The organism is Psychrobacter sp. TAE2020 (assembly GCF_018919485.1).
Classification (GTDB): domain Bacteria; phylum Pseudomonadota; class Gammaproteobacteria; order Pseudomonadales; family Moraxellaceae; genus Psychrobacter.
Genome location: NZ_JAHLMU010000001.1, coordinates 3033679 through 3055441, shown reverse-complemented (window position 1 = coordinate 3055441; position 21763 = coordinate 3033679). Strand labels below are relative to the sequence as shown.

General features: G+C 41.2%; 15 protein-coding genes. 4 read left to right on the top strand and 11 right to left on the bottom strand.

All coding sequences use genetic code 11. The features are described from left to right. Window positions 1-179: 179 nt before the first annotated feature. The 3 genes from KPY62_RS12560 to KPY62_RS12550 form a co-directional block, all read right to left on the bottom strand. Window positions 180-1820 carry a hypothetical protein gene (locus KPY62_RS12560; RefSeq protein WP_216582723.1) on the bottom strand — a complete coding sequence of 547 codons (1641 nt, stop codon included), beginning with the start codon at window positions 1818-1820 and terminating at the stop codon, window positions 180-182. A 180-nt stretch (window positions 1821-2000) separates the two neighbouring features. Beyond that, window positions 2001-2729, bottom strand: coding sequence for an N-acetylmuramate alpha-1-phosphate uridylyltransferase MurU (murU, locus tag KPY62_RS12555; RefSeq protein ID WP_216582722.1), 729 nt, complete (start codon window positions 2727-2729; stop codon window positions 2001-2003). 23 nt (window positions 2730-2752) lie between these two features. Continuing rightward, window positions 2753-3898 (bottom strand): aminoglycoside phosphotransferase family protein, encoded by a 1146-nt coding sequence (locus KPY62_RS12550; RefSeq protein ID WP_216582720.1) that lies wholly within the window; start codon window positions 3896-3898, stop codon window positions 2753-2755. A gap of 497 nt (window positions 3899-4395) precedes the next feature. Between KPY62_RS12550 and KPY62_RS12545 the strand changes: the two genes are divergently transcribed. Together KPY62_RS12545 and KPY62_RS12540 are read left to right on the top strand one after the other, a co-directional pair. Beyond that, window positions 4396-7446, top strand: coding sequence for an LPS-assembly protein LptD (locus tag KPY62_RS12545; RefSeq protein WP_216582718.1), 3051 nt, complete (start codon window positions 4396-4398; stop codon window positions 7444-7446). A 247-nt stretch (window positions 7447-7693) separates the two neighbouring features. After that, entirely contained in the window at window positions 7694-9094 is a 1401-nt protein-coding gene (locus KPY62_RS12540) for a peptidylprolyl isomerase (RefSeq protein ID WP_216582713.1), read from the top strand. A 490-nt stretch (window positions 9095-9584) separates the two neighbouring features. On the opposite strand, the gene KPY62_RS12535 is transcribed toward KPY62_RS12540, so the two are convergent. Next, on the bottom strand, window positions 9585-10718 hold the full coding sequence (locus KPY62_RS12535; RefSeq protein WP_216582711.1) for an endonuclease/exonuclease/phosphatase family protein: 1134 nt from the start codon (window positions 10716-10718) through the stop codon (window positions 9585-9587). A gap of 307 nt (window positions 10719-11025) precedes the next feature. Here KPY62_RS12535 and asd point away from each other — a divergent pair, with 307 nt between their 5' ends. Then, a complete protein-coding gene (gene asd / locus KPY62_RS12530) occupies window positions 11026-12159 on the top strand; it encodes an aspartate-semialdehyde dehydrogenase (RefSeq protein WP_216582709.1) in 1134 nt (377 codons plus the stop codon). A gap of 182 nt (window positions 12160-12341) precedes the next feature. Here the strand turns inward: asd and KPY62_RS12525 are convergent, their stop codons facing one another. Next, window positions 12342-13025, bottom strand: coding sequence for an SOUL family heme-binding protein (locus tag KPY62_RS12525; protein WP_216582707.1), 684 nt, complete (start codon window positions 13023-13025; stop codon window positions 12342-12344). A 265-nt stretch (window positions 13026-13290) separates the two neighbouring features. Here KPY62_RS12525 and tgt point away from each other — a divergent pair, with 265 nt between their 5' ends. Then, entirely contained in the window at window positions 13291-14442 is a 1152-nt protein-coding gene (gene tgt / locus KPY62_RS12520) for a tRNA guanosine(34) transglycosylase Tgt (protein ID WP_216582705.1), read from the top strand. Window positions 14443-14578: 136 nt separating this feature from the next. On the opposite strand, the gene KPY62_RS12515 is transcribed toward tgt, so the two are convergent. From KPY62_RS12515 to bamA, 6 genes are all read right to left on the bottom strand, one after another. Continuing rightward, window positions 14579-14710, bottom strand: coding sequence for a methionine/alanine import family NSS transporter small subunit (locus KPY62_RS12515; RefSeq protein ID WP_216582699.1), 132 nt, complete (start codon window positions 14708-14710; stop codon window positions 14579-14581). Between the two features lie 28 nt (window positions 14711-14738). Continuing rightward, window positions 14739-16256 (bottom strand): sodium-dependent transporter, encoded by a 1518-nt coding sequence (locus KPY62_RS12510; RefSeq protein WP_216582697.1) that lies wholly within the window; start codon window positions 16254-16256, stop codon window positions 14739-14741. A gap of 264 nt (window positions 16257-16520) precedes the next feature. After that, window positions 16521-17297: an acyl-ACP--UDP-N-acetylglucosamine O-acyltransferase gene (gene lpxA, locus KPY62_RS12505; protein ID WP_216582695.1), complete on the bottom strand. Its 777-nt coding sequence runs from the start codon at window positions 17295-17297 to the stop codon at window positions 16521-16523. A 201-nt stretch (window positions 17298-17498) separates the two neighbouring features. Further along, window positions 17499-18014 carry a 3-hydroxyacyl-ACP dehydratase FabZ gene (gene fabZ, locus KPY62_RS12500; protein WP_216582693.1) on the bottom strand — a complete coding sequence of 172 codons (516 nt, stop codon included), beginning with the start codon at window positions 18012-18014 and terminating at the stop codon, window positions 17499-17501. A gap of 109 nt (window positions 18015-18123) precedes the next feature. Then, on the bottom strand, window positions 18124-19140 hold the full coding sequence (lpxD, locus tag KPY62_RS12495) for a UDP-3-O-(3-hydroxymyristoyl)glucosamine N-acyltransferase (RefSeq protein WP_216582691.1): 1017 nt from the start codon (window positions 19138-19140) through the stop codon (window positions 18124-18126). A gap of 161 nt (window positions 19141-19301) precedes the next feature. Then, the gene (bamA, locus tag KPY62_RS12490) at window positions 19302-21746 is read right to left on the bottom strand and encodes an outer membrane protein assembly factor BamA (RefSeq protein WP_216582689.1); all 2445 of its coding nucleotides are present in this window, start codon (window positions 21744-21746) and stop codon (window positions 19302-19304) included. Window positions 21747-21763 lie beyond the last annotated feature (17 nt).

Below are 21763 nucleotides of genomic sequence, written 5' to 3'. Positions count from 1 at the left end.
ACCTAACTCAAGCAAAGCTTTCGCCTTGCACTCAGGCAGAGCAGTACTCTGCTTAATCTTCGCTCACCCTCGGCAGATACTTGCATCTTGCGCAGAGTACTACTCTACTTAATCTTCTCTCACCCTCGGCAAAGAGCTTGCGACTTGCGCTTGGACAAAGCAGATTTTGGTCATAATACTCACCAATCAAAACCCTGCTGCTCTCTTGATTCTTTAGCTTCCTCTTCTTGCGCCAGTTCAATGTACTTTTGAAACTCTACTTTTTTCTGCTCAACCACTGGAATGAGATTATCATGATTATGATTTTTGAGATATTGTTTCAGACTGTCAAAAAAAGGTAACCTTTTACTTAATGCTTCTGAAAATCTACCACCGTGACTAAACATTTCAAAAAGATGGGCGATTGCATATGACAAATGAACGTTAGGGTTATTACTCTCTGATAGTAACTTATGTAAAATTTCTAGCCATTCGATACCATCTTCGTTGTATTGATAAAATTTTGAATTAGTAAACCAAAAATTTATTTTATCTTGGTCATCGCCTATCCAAGTCAACACTTCAGCTTCGTTAGCTTTGAAAAAAATATCTTCAAGCTCTCTAATGCTAAGAACGTATTTAAACAAGTTATTGCCATAGATAAAATCTAACGATTCTATAGTACTAATTTCAACTAGATCTTCTATGACCCTTCCAACTTGACTGCTACCTAAGCTTATAAAATAGTCTATATTTCTTATAGCTTCTTCAACCATTGCGAAAATACTTGATCGTGTAACTTCAGAATAGGATAGAAGGAACCGTAGTGCAAATTTATAATCATAGTATTTCTTAGAATCTAACGCATTAGGTAAAAGCTCTAAAATTTTATCAATATATTTATAAGCAATTACCTTATTTTGCCTACTATCGAACAATAATGCATCAAGTACTATATTATCTTGATTCAAGCTAATCAGCTTATCTAAGGTAAACTCAAACAATTTAGGCGATATATCTTGACATAGCTTTTTGAAAGCTAAACTTCTACCTAAACTAGAGAAATCTAGATAAGGAAACTGAATAATATTTCTAAATAGGAAGTTGAAATGCTTCTTATTTGTACTTACACTTATTATTAATTGTGGTGTTATATTTGAAAACATCTTTTCTGATATTAAAAAATTCACTAAATTAGTGTAACTAATCCAATCTGTTTTTATTAGATTCTCTAAGACGCTAAAAAGAAACCTAGTATTTGGTAATTCCTCAGTACTATCCATATAACTTGCTACGTTTTTCAAATCAGCAATAAAATCATTGTTTTCCTTGTAAATATTGATTATAGAACGTCCTATCTGATGTAAATTTTCATTCTGAGAGGTGAGTAGCTCTTTTAAGGTTTCTTTAATAACTTTTGTATCCAAATTTTCTGAAATATACTCTATGAAATCCTCATAGTCATTAAAACCTTCTATAGTCAGACCATACTCTTCATTCTCATAACGTCTACTTCTATATTCAAATGGATCACTTGATAGAATATGAGTTTCTAAGAGAAGTTTTATTTGGTTTTTATTTGGTTCTAGCCAGTGTTCAACCTCTTTTAGTTCTCTTAAAATGTTCGAAAAATCTTTTAACTGGTAACTACGATTTTTTATAATTTTTTTAACTTCTAATAATCCTAATATGAACGGTCTCCTATCATGAAGTAATTTTAAATATTTTACTGCTTCATCTGTTCTTCTACTAATAAAAATTATTCTTTCTAAATTACTTGAGAAAATTCTACGGCATTCATCAGTGTAGTCAATATCTAAAAAATACAATTTGCTTAGCAAGAAATCAAACCAATCCCAAATTTCATTATAGGTTGCTCTATAACTATAAGTTGATCCTAGGATCAGCGCTGCTTTTTTTTATTCATTAATTAGTGGCTAACTATAAACTAGCTGTTAGGTAATTATTACATAGTTATAAAACATTCTGGTTATCAAACTTATTGGCTCACTATGATCCCATTAAGCGCCGCGATGAGCACCTACGCCTTTAGTGTCAATAAAAGTGTTAATCTGCTCTAGACGTGCCGCTGTACCGACATCTATCCAGTTATCAGGAATAACTTCAGCCGTGACTTGAAACTTGATCATAGCTCTGCGTAGCAAAGGTGCCAGCGCTGCAGCTTGACCAGTCACTAGCCCATCGAGTAGCCGTGGTGACAGCACGCTAATGCCAGCAAAAGTATATTTATCAGCACCAGCCACTGCCTGCTCGCTGGCTAAACCATTATTGATAGCAAAATCACCGTCATCATTATGCTCAGGATTATCAATCAATAGTAGATGAGCCTGTTGATCAGGCCCTAAAGTATAGTCGACCAGCTGCGAAAAATCATAGGTTGTCCATACATCAGAATTAACTAAGACAAAGGGGGCATTTTGCAATTTTCCCGTTTGTAGTGCCTGGAATATACCACCAGCAGTTTCAAGCGGTTCATCTTCCTCGACTGACCACTGCAGATTAACGCCATACTGCGCGCCATCGCCTAGCGTGGCCATTAGCTTATCAGCAAGCCAAGAAGCATTAATAGTGATGTCGGTAATACCTGCCGCTTGCAATGCTTTGATGTGCCAAACTATTAGCGGCTGCCCCCCTACCTCAACTAAAGGTTTTGGGGTCTCCAGAGTCAGTGGCCGTAAGCGTGTACCTTTACCAGCTGCCAAAATCATTGCTTGCTTTATTACCGACATAAGCGCTCCTTATTTTTGTGAAATTAGATATATTGCTGAGCAAACCTACTTTGATAAGCGGGCAGAACGCTATCTATTAACCAAGTATTAAATGGCAATACCGCGCGTTTGCTGTCATCTGTACCATGAGCACCCAGCCATTCAAGCTCGAATATTAGATCAGTCATCACTTTTGGGATATCAGCTAAGTAACGGCTCTTACCATCACGCTCATATAGACGAATAAAAATCCCCAGCACTTTTAGATGGCGCTGAACCCCCATAACATTCACGTCATTTTCAAATTGTTTAGCACTAGACGTAGTAACTAATTGCGCTTGCTGCTGGCGCTGCCAAAAGTCGTGGATCCATTGGGTTATTTGAGTCTCTGGCCATTCAACATAAGCGTCGCGCACTAGTGACACTAAGTCATAGCTATAAGCACCTACTACCGCATCCTGAAAGTCGATAATACCTAACTTAGCAGGGTCTGCCTGATCTTGCATTAGATTGCGACTGTGATAATCACGATGAACGATCACTTGCGGCTGTACCAAAATATCTTTGATCAAAGCCAGCTTTAAAGTATCCCACAGCGCTTTGTCCAGCGTAATCCCAATATAAGGTATAAACCAGTCACTGAACAAGTCCATTTCACGATCTAGCAGTGCGGTATCATAATCTGGCAATTGATATTGATTTTTAGCGACCTCTACGGGCACCTGTTGTAACTCTATTAAGGTTTGCATAGCCAACTGATAGTACTCATCGATTTGCTCGGCCCTAGCATCCGTCAGCAGATGGGCAAACTCTGTCGAGCCAAAATCTTGTAATACTAAAAAACCTTGTGCTAAGTCTTGAGCAATAAGCTTGGGTACATTTACTGCTGGACTCATTAGCTTAGCGACGGCAATGAACTGCTGCATGGCGTCTTGTTCATCAGCCGAATCCATAACCATATAATGCTCTGGCGGTTGCTGACCAACATCGAGTAATTGCAGACGATGGTATTGACGAGCGCTGGCATCCCCAGGCAAGCTGACTAAAGTGAAAGATTGGCTGCCAAATACTTGTTGTAGCCAAAGCTGTAACTGCTGTAAGCGATTATCGTCTGTACAGTCCACACTTTTACTAGAGGAAAGCGCCGCTGCACTAGGGGTAGTATCAATACTAAGGGGTATATTAGTCATAAAGAACATCGCCGGTTAAATATAGTGATAAATCAGGCAAATACTTGCTAAAATGGCAAACTATCTAAAAATAGTTAATGGTTTAATTTGGCCTTGATAATAAAGGTGTAAAATTAAAAGCTTAGTCAGTAATGCTTGCTAATAATATCAATTATAAAATTTCAGTTATAAAAATTGATGAATAGTGTAGCTGATTTGATTTTTTTTGACTATCATAAGTCGTCAATAATCATATATTGGCTAATCGTTAAATAGCTGCCGGTTAATTATTTGATTCAATATTGGCTCATTAACTATATAATCCTCAAATAGAGGACTATATCAATATAGACTAACACTGTTTGCTATTGCAAACAGTATAGATAGCATATAGCCGTTGTTGGAGCGCAAATAACCGTTAAAGCTTGTTAAATTTGTGGTTAATAAACAGTACTTGCGGCTAATAAACAGTAAAAGTAAGTCGTCATCCATTAGACTTTGTAATCATAGGTGTGCCCTTGTTATATTCTCCGCTTTACCAAAGCATTCGTCTGATTTTATTTGGCGCCTTAAGTTTGACTGGGTTGAGCGTAAGCGCAGCTGAGTTAGCAGCTGCAAATCCGCAAATAGCGGCAGCTTTAGTGGCGGATAGTCCTACTATTGCCAGTACTAACTTGCAAAAAGACTCTAATGCTAACCGTTCATACACGGATAACAGCTACTTTGATCAATCCTATAATCAAAGCAATGCTAATACTGTGGCGCTTGCTACTGAAGAGCTAAACGCTGCTGAAGAATTGAGCGCTGAAAACAATATAGCAGTGACAGCTATTACAGAGGACACTAGCGAAGCTAATGTTAATACTAACGATATAGCTGAGCAAGCGAAGCGCTCTTCTACCCCTAAAGCACCGACTACTGCTGCAAGTAAATCGTCGACTACCACTAGCAGCCGTCTCAATGTAAAAGATGAAAGTGTTCAAGAGAGCTTAGTGCGTTTAGCAGAGTTCTATGAATTAACTCCAGATTCGAAGTTCGATAAGGGCTTAAATAAGCCTACTACCAATATCCAGTCAAATAGTGAAACGTTACGCCCATTAGGTTCTGACCTAAAGCTACTTCCCAACTCGGTAGATAGTGCGCAACGTTGCGAAGGCCAATGGGTCTATCCTACTAACAACCCAAACTACCAACGCGCGGTTAATGAAGCTAATGGTAATTTAAACAATAATCAAGATAACTTTGCGCCGAATGCCAATTCCAATACGGCTTCTGATGGTAAGTCTGCGCTATTTGCAGAAGCTGATTACGGCTATTATGACAATATTGATTATGCTGAGCTTTCAGGGAATGTGATCATTGACCAAGGGATGCAGCATATTGAGGCCGACAAAGTAGTACTAGACTTGACTACCGGTGTAGCTGCAGCTCAAGGCAAAGTGTTGTTCACCAATAAAGCGACCAGCAACAATAGTAATAGTAATAACAGTGTTGGCAGCAATAGTGGGCGAAATATCTTTGCTAACCGCAATAGCCAACCTACGCTTACCGAAAAAGCTTCTGATGGTGGCCTAATTGGGGTAGCCGATAGCTTAGCTTATAATACAGAATCGGGACAATCGACAGCTTACGGGGTTGCATTTGCTAGTGTACCTCTACAAGCGCACGGTTATGCTGAGCGTCTTAATCGTCCTAACGATAGTCAATATGAGCTGGACAATGTAATGTTCAGTACTTGTCCGCCTACTGATCGTAAGTGGCAGCTGGAAGCTAAGAGCATTGATTTAGATACTGATACTGGACGTGGTAAGGCTTATGACACCACCTTCCGCATAGCTGATATTCCAGTATTTTATCTGCCTTATTTTAACTTCCCTATCGACAGTCGTCGCAGTAGTGGCTTCTTGCTTCCTAGCGCTAGTATCGGTAGTGAGAACGGTCTTGAGATTGATATTCCTTATTATCTCAATCTAGCTCCTAATTATGATGCCACTATTAATACTCATATTTATACCAACCGTAATCCTATGCTATCAGGTGAATTTCGCTACCTGACTGAAGGCTATGGTGAAGGGGTATTCAGCGGTTCTTACTTACCCAATGATAAAAACTATGACGGCGAGGATCGCAGTAGCTTTTTTTATGATCATTACTGGTCCTCCTCTAGCATTCCACGCTTAAGCGGTGATGCTAAATACAGCTACGTCTCAGATTCAGATTACCTGAACGACTTCGATACTTTAGGACTGTCAGACAATACGGTCAATCTACCTACACGGGCACGACTCAACTATTATAATGACTATGTGAATGGTGAGCTTAAGGTTGAAACCTTCCAGACTCTAGATGCCTTTACTGATAATGGTCAGGCGCTACAAGACAAAGATAAGCCCTACTCACGCTTGCCACAGTTGACTCTGGATTATCGTTTGCCTTGGGCGAAGAGTTTCGACATTACTGGAGTTCACGACTCCGCCTACTTTAAAAAATCTATCGATGATGGCTCAGAGGCGGAAAAAAGTGGATTGCGTGTATATAATAAACTTAGCGCCGCTTATCCGATAGAAAAATCTTGGGGCTATATCAAACCTAAAGTTAGTTTGCAGCATTTATATACCTCCTACGATCAAGACAGCTTAGCCGATAACTCGCTAGATCAAGAGAATGGCAGTCAGTCAGTGTTTGTACCTCAAGCCAGTATCGATGCAGGGCTGTATTTATATCGCGCAGGCTCGCCGTTTGGAGCTTTTGACAACACTATGGGTGGCTACCAGCTAGTAAGCCCCCGTTTAAAATATACTTATTCACCGTTTAAAGATCAGAACGATATTCCCAACTTTAATACCCGTATTGCCTCAGTCAACTATGACCAACTGTTTTCCGACAGCTGGTTCTTAGGCCATGATCGCTTGCAAGATTTGCATGCTATCACCCCTGGAGTTAACTATCGTTACATCGATGCAACGGGTGTGACACGTTTTGATGGTAGCATTGCAGAGCAGTTTTACATCGATGATGGTCGTGTTACCCTCGATGGAGATAACCAGCTGTTTAATACTTCATCATCAGGAATGGTTTGGAATAGTAGTTTGCAACCTTACAACAATGTCTGGGTTGATTTGAGTGGGGCACTCGACAACAGTTACGATCTAAACTTTATCACTACTGAACTACGCTATCAGCCTTCTAATAACAGTCTATTCAACATCGGTTATGTCAAACGTCAAAGCGATGAAAACACTAATCAGCTGCCGTTATCAGCCGTTACCGCTTCTGCTATCTTCCCTGTAAATAACAATTGGCGGGTGATAGCACAAGGTCAATATGACCATCGCCGCGATAAAATACTAGATGCTTTAGTTGGGGTGGATTACGAGGATTGCTGCTTTGGTTTTGCAGTTTATGGCCGTCGTTATTATAATGACTTGAATGTCAGAGATGAACCTACGCAAGCAGTAATGGCTGAAATTAGATTGAATGGTTTAGGTAGTGGTAATAGTCGCTTGACGCGTCTACTCTCTGACAAAGTGTTAGGCTTTGAGCCAGTACAAACCGCTTGGAAAGATTAATAAGCCGCTAAAGGATGGTTCAATAGCTATAGGCTTATAAAATAGCTAAAGTCTCATTGACGAGCTAATAGTCTATAAAAAGTACTAATGTTATGAGGGTTGCCAACCTTTAGCGATTAAATGCGTTTGTTATACTAAGTTATACTAAATATTTTTAATAGCTAGCTAAGCACTGATAGTTAATTCAGCCTTTATAGATACAGTCACACAACTCCCATCTTATAAGATGATAGTGATTAGGAGCATTATGAGAATTTTTTGTTTACGTCAGACCAGTAGTGCGGTTTTATTAGTAATGAGCGCTGGACTTGCTTTGAGTCTTAATGCTCAAGCAGCAACCGTCAAGAACCAGACCGCTGCAACCAGTAGCAGTACTAGCACTAGTCAAAACACTAGCAATCGTCTTACCGCTGGTAACAGTACTGACGGTATTATTGCGCTGGTTAATGACAATGCTATCTTAAAGAGCGATTTAATCAACGCAGTCATTCAGACTCAATTGCGGGCAAAAACTGCCGGTCAGCCGTTAGCTAATTCTGCTCAGCTCCAATCTGAAGTACTAAACGCCTTAATCCTGCGTGAGTTACAGCTGTCGTTAATTAACCGTGTTGGTATCAAGCCTGATGAGGCGGCTATCAATCAGCGCCTAGTGAAGATTGCTGAAGCCGAAGGCCTCGATAGTCTTAGCGCTCTGCAACAACGTATGGATTCCCAACAAGCTGGTGGCTACGCTAGTCTACGTAGTAAGCTGATTGAGGATGCTGCTATTCAAGCATTACAGCAACGCCAAGTTAGCAATCGTGTGCGCATTAGTGAACAGGATATTGATTCATTTTTGGCCTCACCTGAAGCCAAACGTCTCAATCAAAGTGAATATCAAACTATTCACGTGCGTGTGCCCTATATCGATGATTATAGCCGCCTATCACCAGCACAACGTTCTGAAGCCTTAGCAGTAGCAGAAGCACTGCGTAAGCGCTTGCAAGCACCAGATGTGGATGTAGATGCTGCTGTTGCCGCTGTTCAAGGTAGCTATGCTATACCATTACAAGGTGGCGATATGGGCTTTCATAAAGCAGCGGCTCTACCTACTGAGCTATCTAGTGAAATCACTAAGCTTGGCATAGGTGAAGTTAGTGCACCGCTTGTAACCCCTGAAGGCATCGATATCATAAAGCTGGCTAATAAAAAAGACAGCGATAAAATGATCGTGCCCCAGTGGCGTACTAGTCACATCTTAATTAAAGTCGATGAATTACAAACTGATGCCCTCGCTGAACAAAAAATTAATGACCTCTATAATCAGCTGCGCCAAGGAGCTGACTTTTCAGCACTAGCGGCCACTTATTCTGATGACCCCGGCTCAGCAGGACGCGGTGGTGATCTAGAATGGGTTAGCGAACAAGATATGATTGGTCCCTTTGAAGCGGTAATGAAGAATACTAGCATTAATGATTATTCTGCGCCCTTTAAGACTCAGTTTGGCTGGCATATCTTAAAAGTGGCAGACAAACGTCAGTATGATGCTAGTAGCGAGTATCGCCGTAATATGGCTCGTCAAGCTCTGTACCAGCGCCTAGCGCCACAAGCCCAAGAAGATTGGTTGCAAGAGCTACGAGCCAGTGCTTATATTCAAGTGCTCGAGTGATAGCTAAGCCGTGTTGAACATTCACAACTAGACACTGCCGATAGTTAACGAATAGAGCCTATATTAATATATAGGCTCTTTTTTTATTCTAAGAACTATCACCCTAAAGCTATTTAATGCCATCAATTAACTGACAAGAAAAAACCCAAACCTTGGGCAATAGGTTCGGGCTTTAGTTCATTTAGCAGATTGTTATTATTTTATCCTTGCTGACTCATCCTAAGTCATACACGCTAGTTTATAACACAATAGACTACTCTATATCCATGCTACCAGCGTCTCAACACCGTATCCTTACTTATCCTTGTGTCGATGAGGGTATTCTAATGCAAACCTAAGGATTCGCCTAGACGTTAAAAGCCCCAATTGATGTAAGCATTTGCTTACAATATTTCAATAAGCTTCTAATACTGTTTAGTCGATAAAATAAAGCATAGTTAATCTTAATTAGAATTGTTATTTATTAATGATTATCAATAACTTAAGATTATTATTGGTTTTTTTCTTTAGCTTCTTCTGCATGCTCTTTAGAGACCTTACGTCCCTCTGCCTTGCCAGCCTTGATCTTATTTTCAGTCTCTTTAATATCTTCAGCTTCGGGAGTTGGGGCGTTCTCTTTTTGCTTGGCGGTTTCTTCAGGCTGGTACTGTAAGGTGGTCAATACTGGAAAGTGATCTGAGCCAATAGAGGGAAGACGTTTTATATCAACCACAGTAAAACAAGCACTATGAAAAATATGATCCAAGGCCCATCGTAAAAACGGATACTTTACATGAAAAGTGTTGATAAAATGCCGACCGATACGGGGATCTAATAGCCCTGAGATACGTTGGAAACGACGAGTAGTCTTTGACCAAGCCACATCATTTAAGTCACCCGCTAAGATGGCGGTTTGTTTATTTTTCTTGATATGTTGACCAACCATCAGCAGTTCAGCATCACGAGTAGTAGATTTGTCCGCTTCAGTTGGACTCGGCGGCATAGGGTGTAGACAATATAGCCAAATGACTCGACCGCTCTGTAGACGTAACTGAGTGTGGATCGAAGGAATATCATCAATCATCAGGTACTTCACTTCAGGATCTATCAACTCCAGCTTAGAATATAAGTGCATACCATATAAATTATCTAATGGCACTTTGACTGTATAAGGGTAATCAACTTCAATCACGTTCATTGCCTGCTGCCATTCAGCATCAGTCTCAAGAGTAATCAAAATCTCAGGCTGTTTTTGGTTGACTAAATCAACTAGCTTTTGCTTATTCTCATTAGGAGTCAGCACATTTGAGACCATAATTTTAAGCTGGTTCGCTTTAGCTTCAGAGCTATCTTTAGCGCTCTGCACTTCCTTTTTCCACAGCCTTGTGTAAGGCAGTATCATTCTGATCTGAAACGCGACACTAGTAGTTAGCGCTATAAATAGTAGCCATTGCCACAGCGACCATTGTGCCCAAAATAGCAATAGACCTAGCCAAGCTGAGAACCCCAGCACCATAATTTGGATACGCGGAAACTCAACGCCGCGCACCCACCAATTGTCTAATGGTAGCCAGCCCCAAACCGTCACAAAAATAATCAGCCCTGCGAGCAGCTGGATACCATAATATAGGGCAGATAAATCCATAAAGTTGTTTAACCGACTATCAGGTGAATAATGAATACCATGTTTTGAATAACTATAATATTTTTAACGCCTATTGTGCACTATGTTTGGACTTGATTGTATAGCTATTAAATAAATACTCTACAACTTATATGGGAGCACTTCTAAAGCATTAGCGGCTACTAATAACCCAAAGTTATAATATCTATAGCGAATAGTAGTCAAAAAATCGTTAAAATAGTGGTAAACGCCTTGCTTTTTATAGCTATTCACGGCATTGTTATTGGTTGACATAGCAATAAATAACTGTAAAAAAGGATTACAATCGATGAGCAACTTAACAGTAGGTTTGGTAGGCTGGCGTGGTATGGTCGGGTCAGTGCTAATACAGCGTATGCGCGATGAGAATGACTTTTCTGGTATTACCCCAGTGTTCTTTTCGACTAGTAACGCTGGTGGCGATGCGCCAAGCTTCGATGGTATTGAAACTAGCCAACTTAAAGATGCTCATGATATTGAGGCACTAGCCGCTTGTGAGGTGATTATCACTTGCCAGGGTGGTGACTATACGCAAAAAGTACATCAGCCTTTACGTGATAGTGGCTGGAATGGCTACTGGATTGATGCTGCTAGTACTCTACGTATGGAAGATGACAGTATCATCATTCTTGATCCGGTCAATCGCAAAGTGATCGACAGCGCTTTAGCTGCTGGTAAAAAAGACTTCATCGGTGGTAACTGTACCGTATCGTTGATGCTGATGGCTATTGGTGAGCTGTTTAATAAAGGCTGGGTTGAATGGGTCAGCGCAATGACTTATCAGGCTGCTAGTGGCTCTGGTGCTAATAATATGCGTGAGCTGATCGAAGGTATGGGCGTATTACGTGATGCGGTTGCTGATGAGCTAGCAGATCCTTCAAGCGCTATCCTTGAGATTGACAAAAAAATAGCCGCCACCCAGCGCTCAGCTGATTTTCCGCAGCAGTATTTTGGCGTGCCACTCGCGGGTAGCTTGATTCCTTATATCGATGTGCAATTAGACAATAAGCAATCTAAAGAAGAATGGAAAGGCGGTGTTGAGACCAACAAAATCCTTGGTAATGACAGTGATAACGCTATCGCTATCGATGGCATGTGTGTGCGTATCGGTGCGATGCGTTGTCATGCGCAAGGCCTTACTATCAAGCTTAAAAAAGATATCCCGTTAGCCGAGATTGAAGCCGCGCTAAAAAACAGTGGTAATGAGTGGCTAGATGTAGTGGAAGATGACAAACAAGCCAGTATGCAGCGCTTAACACCCGTTGCGGTCACTGGGACACTCACTGTAGCTGTTGGCCGTCTGCGTAAGCTCAATATGGGTCCTGAATACTTAGGCGCCTTTACTGTCGGTGATCAGCTGTTATGGGGCGCAGCAGAACCTTTACGTCGTATGCTAAATATTATCCGCGAACAAAAAAGCTAAAATGTGCTATAAAAAACTTAGTTAGCAATAAAATCAAAAAAGACAGCTTAGGCTGTCTTTTTATTGGGTTAGATCGATATATTTAAGCTTAAGTTATTAGCGACAACACTTTATTTATAGCGATGATGTCTCGCTTACCAAACTGATTCACTAGTAAAAGACCCTCTTATTAATAAAAATTGCTATTTTGCTTGGTACTCAATCATAATCTCATTACGACGCATAAAGGGTAGAGTCCAAGGTGGATTATAGCGGGCCATTTCAGCAGTACCTACTATATTTAAGTTTTGCATCCAAGCCTCTAATTCTGCTGTCTTAGCAGCGACTTTTTTACTACCAGTCAGTCCTGAAAACTTGATAACCCCATAAGTCTTCGCCGGCACTTCGATAATACTGACTGCAGGATTGTTAGGTTTTGGTAGAGTCTGCATAGTGTATTTGTTTGGCATCACAAACCTTACTCGCCACTTACCATCGTTCTGTTGCTGAGCTTTTTGCATGGATACAGGCGCAGTCATAGCAATCTTCTCTGACCCGCTTTTATCTGAGTTCCTGTTATTAGAACTATTGTTACTAGAGCTTTGCGGCTGCATTTTAACCGGTGTTGTCATGCTTATTTTGCTACTCTCACCACTTGGGGCGGTATTATTACCAAAAATATAGTCAGCCAAAATTCTAAACCCTTTATTACCAGCTTGCTTCTGATCACCTGATACCCAAGTTTGGGCGATAATTTGTGGATCATAGCGACGCAGCTCGAAGTCTTCAGTTTTATTGAAGATAGCATAGTTAGATTCTTCGGTAGCCATAGCCTCTCCTGGTAATATTAATAAGCTGCCTAACAGCAGACAAGTAGTAGCTTTCATAATCTATCTCCCCATCAAAGTAGCAGTGGTTAACTTTTAGATAACAGCTGCTATTTTAATAGCCTCTCACCATAGCAACAACCTAACCCTACTGTCTGTATTTTTTTCGTTATGGCTTAAGCTAACTGTTAGCCGTTTATCCTATTAGCTTAGTACATTCGTCGCTTAGTACATTATTGACAGCTTATAAAGCATCAACGTCCCAATAAACAGTCAGCAATGCTATAATTAGCGCTATTTTTATTGTTTAGACAGTGACTACTATATGCAATTTACTTTACACAAAACCGCTAGTGGTGAGACTCGTGCCCGTCGTGGTACGGTTCATCTCAATCATGGCGAGGTACAAACCCCTGCCTTTATGCCAGTCGGTACTTATGGTACGGTCAAAGGTATGCTGCCTCGCGATATCGAGGCCATAGGCGCTGATATCATCTTAGGTAATACTTTTCACTTATGGTTACGTCCAGGTACAGACATCATCGATAAGTTCGGTGGTTTGCATAAATTTATGCATTGGGATAAACCAATATTGACCGATTCAGGCGGCTTCCAAGTATTCAGCTTAGGAGCCATGCGCAAGATTACTGAAGAAGGCGTCAACTTTAAATCACCTATCGATGGTGCTAAAGTGTTCCTGTCGCCAGAAAAATCAATGCAAATTCAATACAGTCTCAATTCCGACATCGTTATGCAGTTCGATGAGTGCACGCCCTATCCGGCTACTCATGACGAAGCTAAAAAATCATTGGAGTTATCGCTACGTTGGGGTCAACGTTGTGTTGATGAGCATAATAAATTAGGCAGCACTAATGCCCTATTCGGTATTATCCAAGGCAGTATGTATACTGATTTGCGTCAACAGTCGCTTGAGGGTCTGCTTGAGATTGGCTTTGATGGTTACGCAATTGGTGGTCTGTCAGTTGGGGAGCCAAAAGACGAAATGATGGATGTGCTTGATTACCTTCCTGATGATATGCCAGCCGATAAACCACGCTACTTGATGGGCGTAGGTAAGCCTGAGGATCTAGTTGAAGGTGTCCGTCGTGGTGTGGATATGTTCGACTGCGTAATGCCCACTCGTAATGCACGTAATGGCCATTACTTTGTCACTGGCAACGCAGACAATGTCGGTGTAGTGCGTATTCGTAATAGCCAATATAGAGAAGATGAAGGTGCACTAGATCCTGAATGCGATTGCTATACTTGCCAGAACTTTAGCCGTGCTTACTTGTATCATCTTAATAAGTGTAAAGAGATGCTAGGCGCGCAATTGGCAACCATTCATAATTTGCGTTATTATCAGCGCTTAATGGCAGGTATAAGAGAAGCTATTGAACAAGATAACTTTGATCAATTCGTTAGCGAGTTTTACGCTAAGCGCGGTCAGAGTGTACCTGAATTAAATTTACGTTAAATCGTTGTTAAGATTTATCTGCGAAAACAAAAATGCCAGACAGTGAAAACTGACTGGCATTTTTATTAAACTCATAGTGCTAAGGGTAAAGACTTTGATGCTCTAGAACCTTACACTGTTGATCTTAACTCTAATATTAAACCCGATCGTCTGGTAGTTGATCCATGGGAATATCAGGATGGTTCTTTAGGTGAATGATAGAGAAAAGTAAGCCGCCCCATATAAGCACCATGGAGATAATCATAAAAATAATTGCTGAAGTACTCATAATAATTTCCTATTCAAATATCATTTTATTAAGGTGCGTCATCAAGTAAACGAGCCTTGTCATCTTCTTCGTCATATACCCCTTTCATACTACTAAGTACAAATGCTCCTAAGGCAAAGAATACTACAATGCCCCAACCAAATAATAATAGGATGGTTGTAGAGTAGCCCTCATAAGGAGTTTTAACTAGATCGACAATTTTTAGACCCAAAGCAATAGTTAGCACAGTTGGAGTAATAACGGTTAGCATAAATACCCAAGCACCACCTAGTTTGATACTAGAAATACTATTGATATGAGCAAGTAAGCCTGGAATTTTACGGCGATTAAACCAAGTCAACCAAATAATTGACATCAAACCACCAGCCACGATACCGATATTATTAGCAAAGTGATCGATCACATCTACTAGTACCAAAGAGCTGCCCGTAGAGAAAGCAGAGATAGATATGATCGCACAAACCCCTCCTATCACTGCAACTGCTTTTTTGCGTGACCAATCGAACTTATCTTGGAAAGCAGAAATAGGGACTTCAAGGATACTGATTAGAGAACTGATCCCGGCAACTACTAAAGAGCCAAAGAATAAGAAACCAACAATATCACCGCTTGCGCCCATAGTAGAAATGATTTTAGGGAAGACGAAGAACGCTAGCCCAACACCACCACTAGCAACCTCTGATACATCTTGACCGGTTGATTGGGCCATAAAGCCGATAGCAGCAAAGATACCAATACCAGCAATAAGCTCAAAAGAAGAGTTGGCAAAACCAACCACTAGGCCTGCGCCCGTTAAGTTAGTATTCTTTTGCAGGTAGGAGGCATAAGTGACCATAATACCAAAACCTACTGATAGTGAGAAAAATACATGACCATATGCCGCTAGCCAGACGTTAGGATCACTCATTCTCGCCCAGTTTGGCTCAAAGAAAGCGTTTAAGCCGATAACCGCACCCGGTAAGTTGACTGCTTTGAATACCATAATGCCAAATAATATGAGCAATAATGGTAGACAAATTTTATTAGCTAGTTCAACTCCTTTACGAATACCGCCAAACATAATTAACATAGATATTGCCCAAACGATGAGCAAACCGACGAACATCTGTGGTACAAACACTGAGGTTAGGTCACCGGTGTGGTGTACAAAGTCGCTGACAAAGAAGGTGGTAGTATCTTCACCCCACTTCTGGCCAAACGAGAAAAACATATAACTGCCGGCCCAAACGATAACTGCTGCGTAATAAATGGCAATGACGAAAGAAACTAGTGTCTGCCACCACCCTACAAACTGGGCAGAAGGCACCATCTTTTTATAAGCACGAGGGGCAGCAGCACGGTATTTATGCCCAATAATATAGTCCAAGAATAATAGTGGAATACCTGCGGTTAATAAGGCAATAAGATAAGGCACCATGAACGCCCCACCACCATTATCATAAGCCACATAAGGAAATCGCCATATGTTACCTAAGCCTACCGCTGAACCGATAGCGGCTATAATGAATCCAGTTCTACCGGACCAGTTTTCCCTTTGTTGTGCCATGCAAGACTCCTAAAATTTAATAATAATCTCTTTGATCATCTTTAACTATTGCATTGAATGGCGCAAAATAATCAAAGAAATCATAAGGTAGCTGTTGGTTAAAATAAGTTACTGCAACCTTACTTCACATAATTTCAAAGTTTCTGCTAATCGACACCAAAAGTCAAGCAATCATAAATACAAAAAGCCATAACAATTAGTTATGGCTATAGTAAATTAAAGTATTGGCACGATTAATATCGGCTAACAATGACAGACTATTAGTTAGCGAACTACCCCGCGTTTACTATTTGCTAACGAATCAATTAGCAACTGGATTTTAGGCTCTTGTGGTAATTGCTGATGCAATTTTGCCAGTGCTTGGGCAGTGGTTAATCCTGATCTAAAGATAGTGACATAAGCTTGGCGCAAAATATTTATAGTCTCTTGCGTCCAACCTTTGCGACGCATACCCTCGACATTGAGTCCATGAGTACTGGCAGGATTACCTGATACCATAGTGAAGGCCGCTACGTCTTTTAAAATTAAACTGGCACCGCCAATCAAACTATAATCGTCGACTCGGCAAAACTGATGAATACCTGAGTTACCTCCTACTATAGTGTGGTTGCCAATAATCACGTGCCCAGCGAGACCAACATTATTCGCAAAAATATTATTATCACCAATCATACAATCATGAGCAATATGGGTATTGACCATCAACAAATTATGATTGCCAATTTTAGTCAAGCCATTATCTTGCACTGTGCCACGATGCAAACTGCAGGCTTCACGAATAGTATTATGATCGCCAATCTCAAGCCAAGTACGCTCACCGACATACTTTAGATCTTGTGAATCCTCACCGATACTAGCGAACTGGTAGATTTGATTGTGTTTACCAATACGGGTAAGTTTAGTGACCACTACATGTCGATGCAATACAGTATGAGCGCCGATCGTCACCTCATCACCAATGACACAATAGGGTCCAATAACAGCGGTTTCATCAATGGTAGCTGATGGCGAGATGAGTGCGGTAGGATGAATCTGACTCATAATGTAGGCCTTTGTATTCTTTAATACGAAAAAGTAATGCAAATTCGCATTATAAACTGGTTTGATAATTATTTACAGGCATCCTACAGTCACTTTATTGACTCGCAACTTGAGAATGGATAATAAAATGAAAGCCAACTAACCCTCATGGCCATCAATAAATAGAGCAATTAATAATAATAGCCATTATTAAAGATAAGATTAAGCAGGCTGTTGTTGGCGAGCAATCATTACTTGCGCACTGGCAGCTAGTTCAGTACCTACATGTACTGTGCAGTCGAACTTATAAATACCTTGTTTTTGCATGATCGTTTTAGCGCGAATAATCAGCTGATCACCAGGAATAACTCGGCGCTTAAAACGCACTTTATCTACTCCTGCAAACAAGTACAGATAACCATCTTCAGCGGTTAGCCCTGCACTGATAAAGCCTAACACTCCTGATACTTGCGCCATCGACTCTACCATCAATACACCTGGCATAATCGGCTCATCAGGGAAATGCCCATTAAAAAACTCTTCATTAATAGTAACGTTTTTGATACCAGTAATACACTCACCAGGTTTACAGGCAGTGATTCTATCGACGAGCATAAATGGATAACGATGTGGCAAATAATGTTTAAGGGTATGATAATTTAGCGGCAAGGTTAAGCCTTGCTCAGCTAATGACTTAATATCTTCGTCTGTAATAGTCTCGATGTCGATGGCGCTCATACCTTGCTTCCTTGCGATTGTTGCGGGCTGTTAATAAAAGTAGGTAATAATAGATTATTTATAGTCAAACGTATTAATATTTTATAGAAGTTAATAATAACGATCAACGTCAGCTATCCCCAAGTTGGCGAAAGCGTACCGCAGCACGTCGCCATTTGGCAGTGGGCATAGCCGCTGTTCCAGAAGAATAGGAGCCAGCGGTCTGAATAGATTTAGTCACCATGGTCATACCTGATAATGTCACATCATCAGTAATCTTAACATGACCATTGATGCCGACTGCTCCGCCTATAATGCAGCGCTTGCCGATGGTAGTGCTACCAGCAATACCTGTATTAGCGGCTATAGCCGTTCCGTCACCGATATGCACGTTATGCGCAATTTGTACTAAGTTGTCGATAATGACATGGTTGCCTATGATAGTGTCATCGATGGCACCACGATCCACACAGCTATTGCTGCCGATACGGACATGATCGCCAATAATAACTCGACCAAGCTGCGCAATCCGCTCCCAACCACTGCTGCTACGATCACTAGTAGGTGCAAAGCCAAAACCTTCGCTGCCAATAACTACTCCAGCATGTAGACGCACATGACTACCAATGACACAGTCGTGCGCTACTACTACTTGAGATTTGATCACTGCATAATTACCAATGCTACTGCGATCTTCTATCACCACATGCGCGTCTAGACAACTGCCTGTGCCGATCTGTACTTGTTCGCCGATAACACAAAAGGCCCCAATGCTGACTCCAGTAGCAATAATCGCACTATCAGCGATTACGGCAGTAGGATGAATAGCTTTAGCGGGTATGTTGGGGGCGAATAGCTGACTGGCACTAGCGTAAGCTAAGTAAGGCGTAGCTACTACTAAGCCAACAGAGCTGGTAGGTACTTGAGCGCTAAATGGCTCAGTGATAAGCACGGCTCCTGCTTGGCTACTGGCTAGACGAGAGATGTAATGCGGATCTGCTAAAAAGCTTAATTGCGTGTTTTTAGCGTCAGTTAGGCTACCAATACTGGTCAGTTGCACCTGTAATTGCTCAATACTCAAGGCAGCCTTATTTAATACGGGCTGGCGCTGCTCAATATGGCTGATAAGTTGTTCAATCGTTATCATAGTCAACGTTAGTATTATTAGTATAAGAAAGTAGGCGCCAAGTTGAGTAGTCAACTTACCGCCTATCGAATTTCGATGTTAGATATATTTCCTAACATCTATTACGCCTATGTTCTAAAGCTAGCGGTCTGTGCTATGTATTGCCTGTACTAACAACTGTCTTAGAACGTACTACCGATCTGGAACTGGACTTTTTCTGTCTCATCGCCTTCTTTGTCACCAAACGGCACTGCATAACTGATTGAGATTGGCCCAATCGGCGTGTACCAAGTGACACCTACACCCGCACTAAAGCGAAATTTATTATCTTGAGTTAAAAGTGGGACTTTTTTTGTTTTTGTAGGGTTATTAGGATCGCTGCGATCAGGTAAATTATCAGTCTGAGAAACGGGATCCGTAAAGTTACGATCCTCTCTACCTGAAGTGTCAAAGACTTGTCCACCCTCGGCGAACAGCACTGGCCGTACTTGATCGGCCCAATCAGCCTTAAACGGTAGGGGCAAAATCAGCTCAGCACCGAAGCTAGCTAAAGCATTACCACCAACCTCTTCATCTCTAATACGATCCCGACCATTGACCGCATCGCTATAACTTTTAGATTTAGGACCTAAACTTGAAGACTCATAACCACGCACTGAACCATAACCACCAGCATAGAAATTTTCATAAAACGGTAAATCATTACCGTAGCCCAGCTTAGTATAACCGCGCGCTACCCAGTCTTTATAGATAGGATAATAGATGTTGCCGCGATAAATGAGCTTTTGGAAGCTAGAATCACCAAGACCGATAGTACCATCTACTGTATGACTCATACCTTTGGTTGGGAATACCGGACGATCTAGAGTGCTATAGTCCCATCCTAGTAATAAATTATAGGTGGTATAGTCATTCTTAAAGGTAGAAATACCATCAGCAGTAGTGACTTCACCACCATCTTCGAGGATACGATCAACGTTGACTACCCCAAGGTTACGACCGCCACGTACCGTGGTGTTATCGATGTTAAGACCAGCACTAACTCTTTTAGTCTCATCAACTGGGTAGCTGTAGTTAAGCGTACCACCGTACGAATCAGTCACATAATTGCTTACGTTTCGATCATCGAATTTGGTTTCGCGATAATAAGCACTAATTCCTTGCGAAACACCATTTTCAGTAAAGTAAGGGTCAGTGTATCCTAAGCTGTAAGAGTCACGAGTTTCTGAACGTGATAAAGCCGCTTTTACTCGGTTACCAGTACCCATAAAGTTATTTTGAGTTAAGTCTAACTGGAAAGTCACACCGCCACTTTGCGAGTAACCAGCAGCAATCGTCGAGCTGCCAGAAGGCTGCTCAACGACAGTATAGTTAATATCGATCTGATCGGGCTGATTAGGTACTGACTTCACATCAGCTTTAACGTCTTTAAAGAAGCCCGTGCGTAACAGGCGAGTACGTGACAGCTGGATTTTTTCATTAGAGGCTAATGCCCCTTCTAACTGACGCATCTCACGGCGCAATACTTCATCTTTAGTACGTAGATTGCCATTAAAGTTAATACGACGCACATAGATAGGTCGTGCCGGATCAATATAGTAATCAACATCGACGACCTTAGTCTCATCATTGATGCGCGGGACAGGACGGATTTGGGCTAAGTAAAAGCCTTCATTACCATAGCGGCTTTTTAACGCTGAAGTTGTCGCGTCTAGCTGAGCTTGTGAGTATTTATCTTTAGGGGCAAAAGTTACTAGCTCCTTGAGCTCTGCTGTATCGAATGTTGGCTTACCTAAGAAACTAATATCACCGAACTGGTATTGAGCGCCTTCTGTTAAGCTGACTTCAATGAATACACTACTCTTATCTTCACTGATATTTAACACAGCGTTATCTACTGAAAAGCGTACATAACCATCATTCTGATATAGCGCAGTCAAATTCTCTAGACTAGCCGCCAGCTTCTCTTTCGCATAGCGATCAGACTTAGATAATGCGCGCGTCCATGAAGACTCTTTTAACGCAAACGCATCTCTTATCTGTTTGTCACTAAAATGGCTGTTACCAATAATATTGATATCAACTACTTTTGAGGGCTTGCCTTCAATAAAGCGTATGTCTAATTTGACACGGTTACCATCAAGTACCGTTTGATCAACCTCGATATTACTATTGTAATAGCCTTGGCTGATATATTGCTGCTGTAGCTCATTAGCAACCCCTTGTAGCGTGGCTTGTTTCAGCACGTCGCCTACAGACAGACCAGCGTTATCTAAACCTTGGGTCAGGCCTTCTTTAGGGATAAGCTTGTTACCCTCGAAGTTTACTTCAGCGATGACTGGACGCTCAACCACTTCAAAGCGCAGCTGATTACCTTCAACACGGCTTTGAATATTGGCAAAGTTTTCGGTAGCATACAAGGCTTTAATACTGGCCGCAAGACTGCTATCAGTGACGGTATCACCCACTGAAATAGGCAACACAGGATAGAGGCTATCAGGGGTCAGACGCTGTAAGCCTGTAAAACCAATATCGGTTGCTACAAAATCTGCAGCTTGTGCCGATACACTCATCATTGCTACCACTAACGGCAACCCAGCCGCACTCATAAATAAAGGCGTACGCATAAACACTATCCGTCAAT

What these genes read in the sequence shown, in the direction of transcription:
- murU (WP_216582722.1), bottom strand. Translation starts at nt 2,729, where the DNA reads ATGTCGGTAATAAAGCAAGCAATGATTTTGGCAGCTGGTAAAGGTACA.
- KPY62_RS12550 (WP_216582720.1), bottom strand. Translation starts at nt 3,898, where the DNA reads ATGACTAATATACCCCTTAGTATTGATACTACCCCTAGTGCAGCGGCG.
- KPY62_RS12540 (WP_216582713.1), top strand. Translation starts at nt 7,694, where the DNA reads ATGAGAATTTTTTGTTTACGTCAGACCAGTAGTGCGGTTTTATTAGTA.
- KPY62_RS12535 (WP_216582711.1), bottom strand. Translation starts at nt 10,718, where the DNA reads ATGGATTTATCTGCCCTATATTATGGTATCCAGCTGCTCGCAGGGCTG.
- asd (WP_216582709.1), top strand. Translation starts at nt 11,026, where the DNA reads ATGAGCAACTTAACAGTAGGTTTGGTAGGCTGGCGTGGTATGGTCGGG.
- KPY62_RS12525 (WP_216582707.1), bottom strand. Translation starts at nt 13,025, where the DNA reads ATGAAAGCTACTACTTGTCTGCTGTTAGGCAGCTTATTAATATTACCA.
- tgt (WP_216582705.1), top strand. Translation starts at nt 13,291, where the DNA reads ATGCAATTTACTTTACACAAAACCGCTAGTGGTGAGACTCGTGCCCGT.
- KPY62_RS12515 (WP_216582699.1), bottom strand. Translation starts at nt 14,710, where the DNA reads ATGAGTACTTCAGCAATTATTTTTATGATTATCTCCATGGTGCTTATA.
- KPY62_RS12510 (WP_216582697.1), bottom strand. Translation starts at nt 16,256, where the DNA reads ATGGCACAACAAAGGGAAAACTGGTCCGGTAGAACTGGATTCATTATA.
- lpxA (WP_216582695.1), bottom strand. Translation starts at nt 17,297, where the DNA reads ATGAGTCAGATTCATCCTACCGCACTCATCTCGCCATCAGCTACCATT.
- fabZ (WP_216582693.1), bottom strand. Translation starts at nt 18,014, where the DNA reads ATGAGCGCCATCGACATCGAGACTATTACAGACGAAGATATTAAGTCA.
- lpxD (WP_216582691.1), bottom strand. Translation starts at nt 19,140, where the DNA reads ATGATAACGATTGAACAACTTATCAGCCATATTGAGCAGCGCCAGCCC.
- bamA (WP_216582689.1), bottom strand. Translation starts at nt 21,746, where the DNA reads ATGCGTACGCCTTTATTTATGAGTGCGGCTGGGTTGCCGTTAGTGGTA.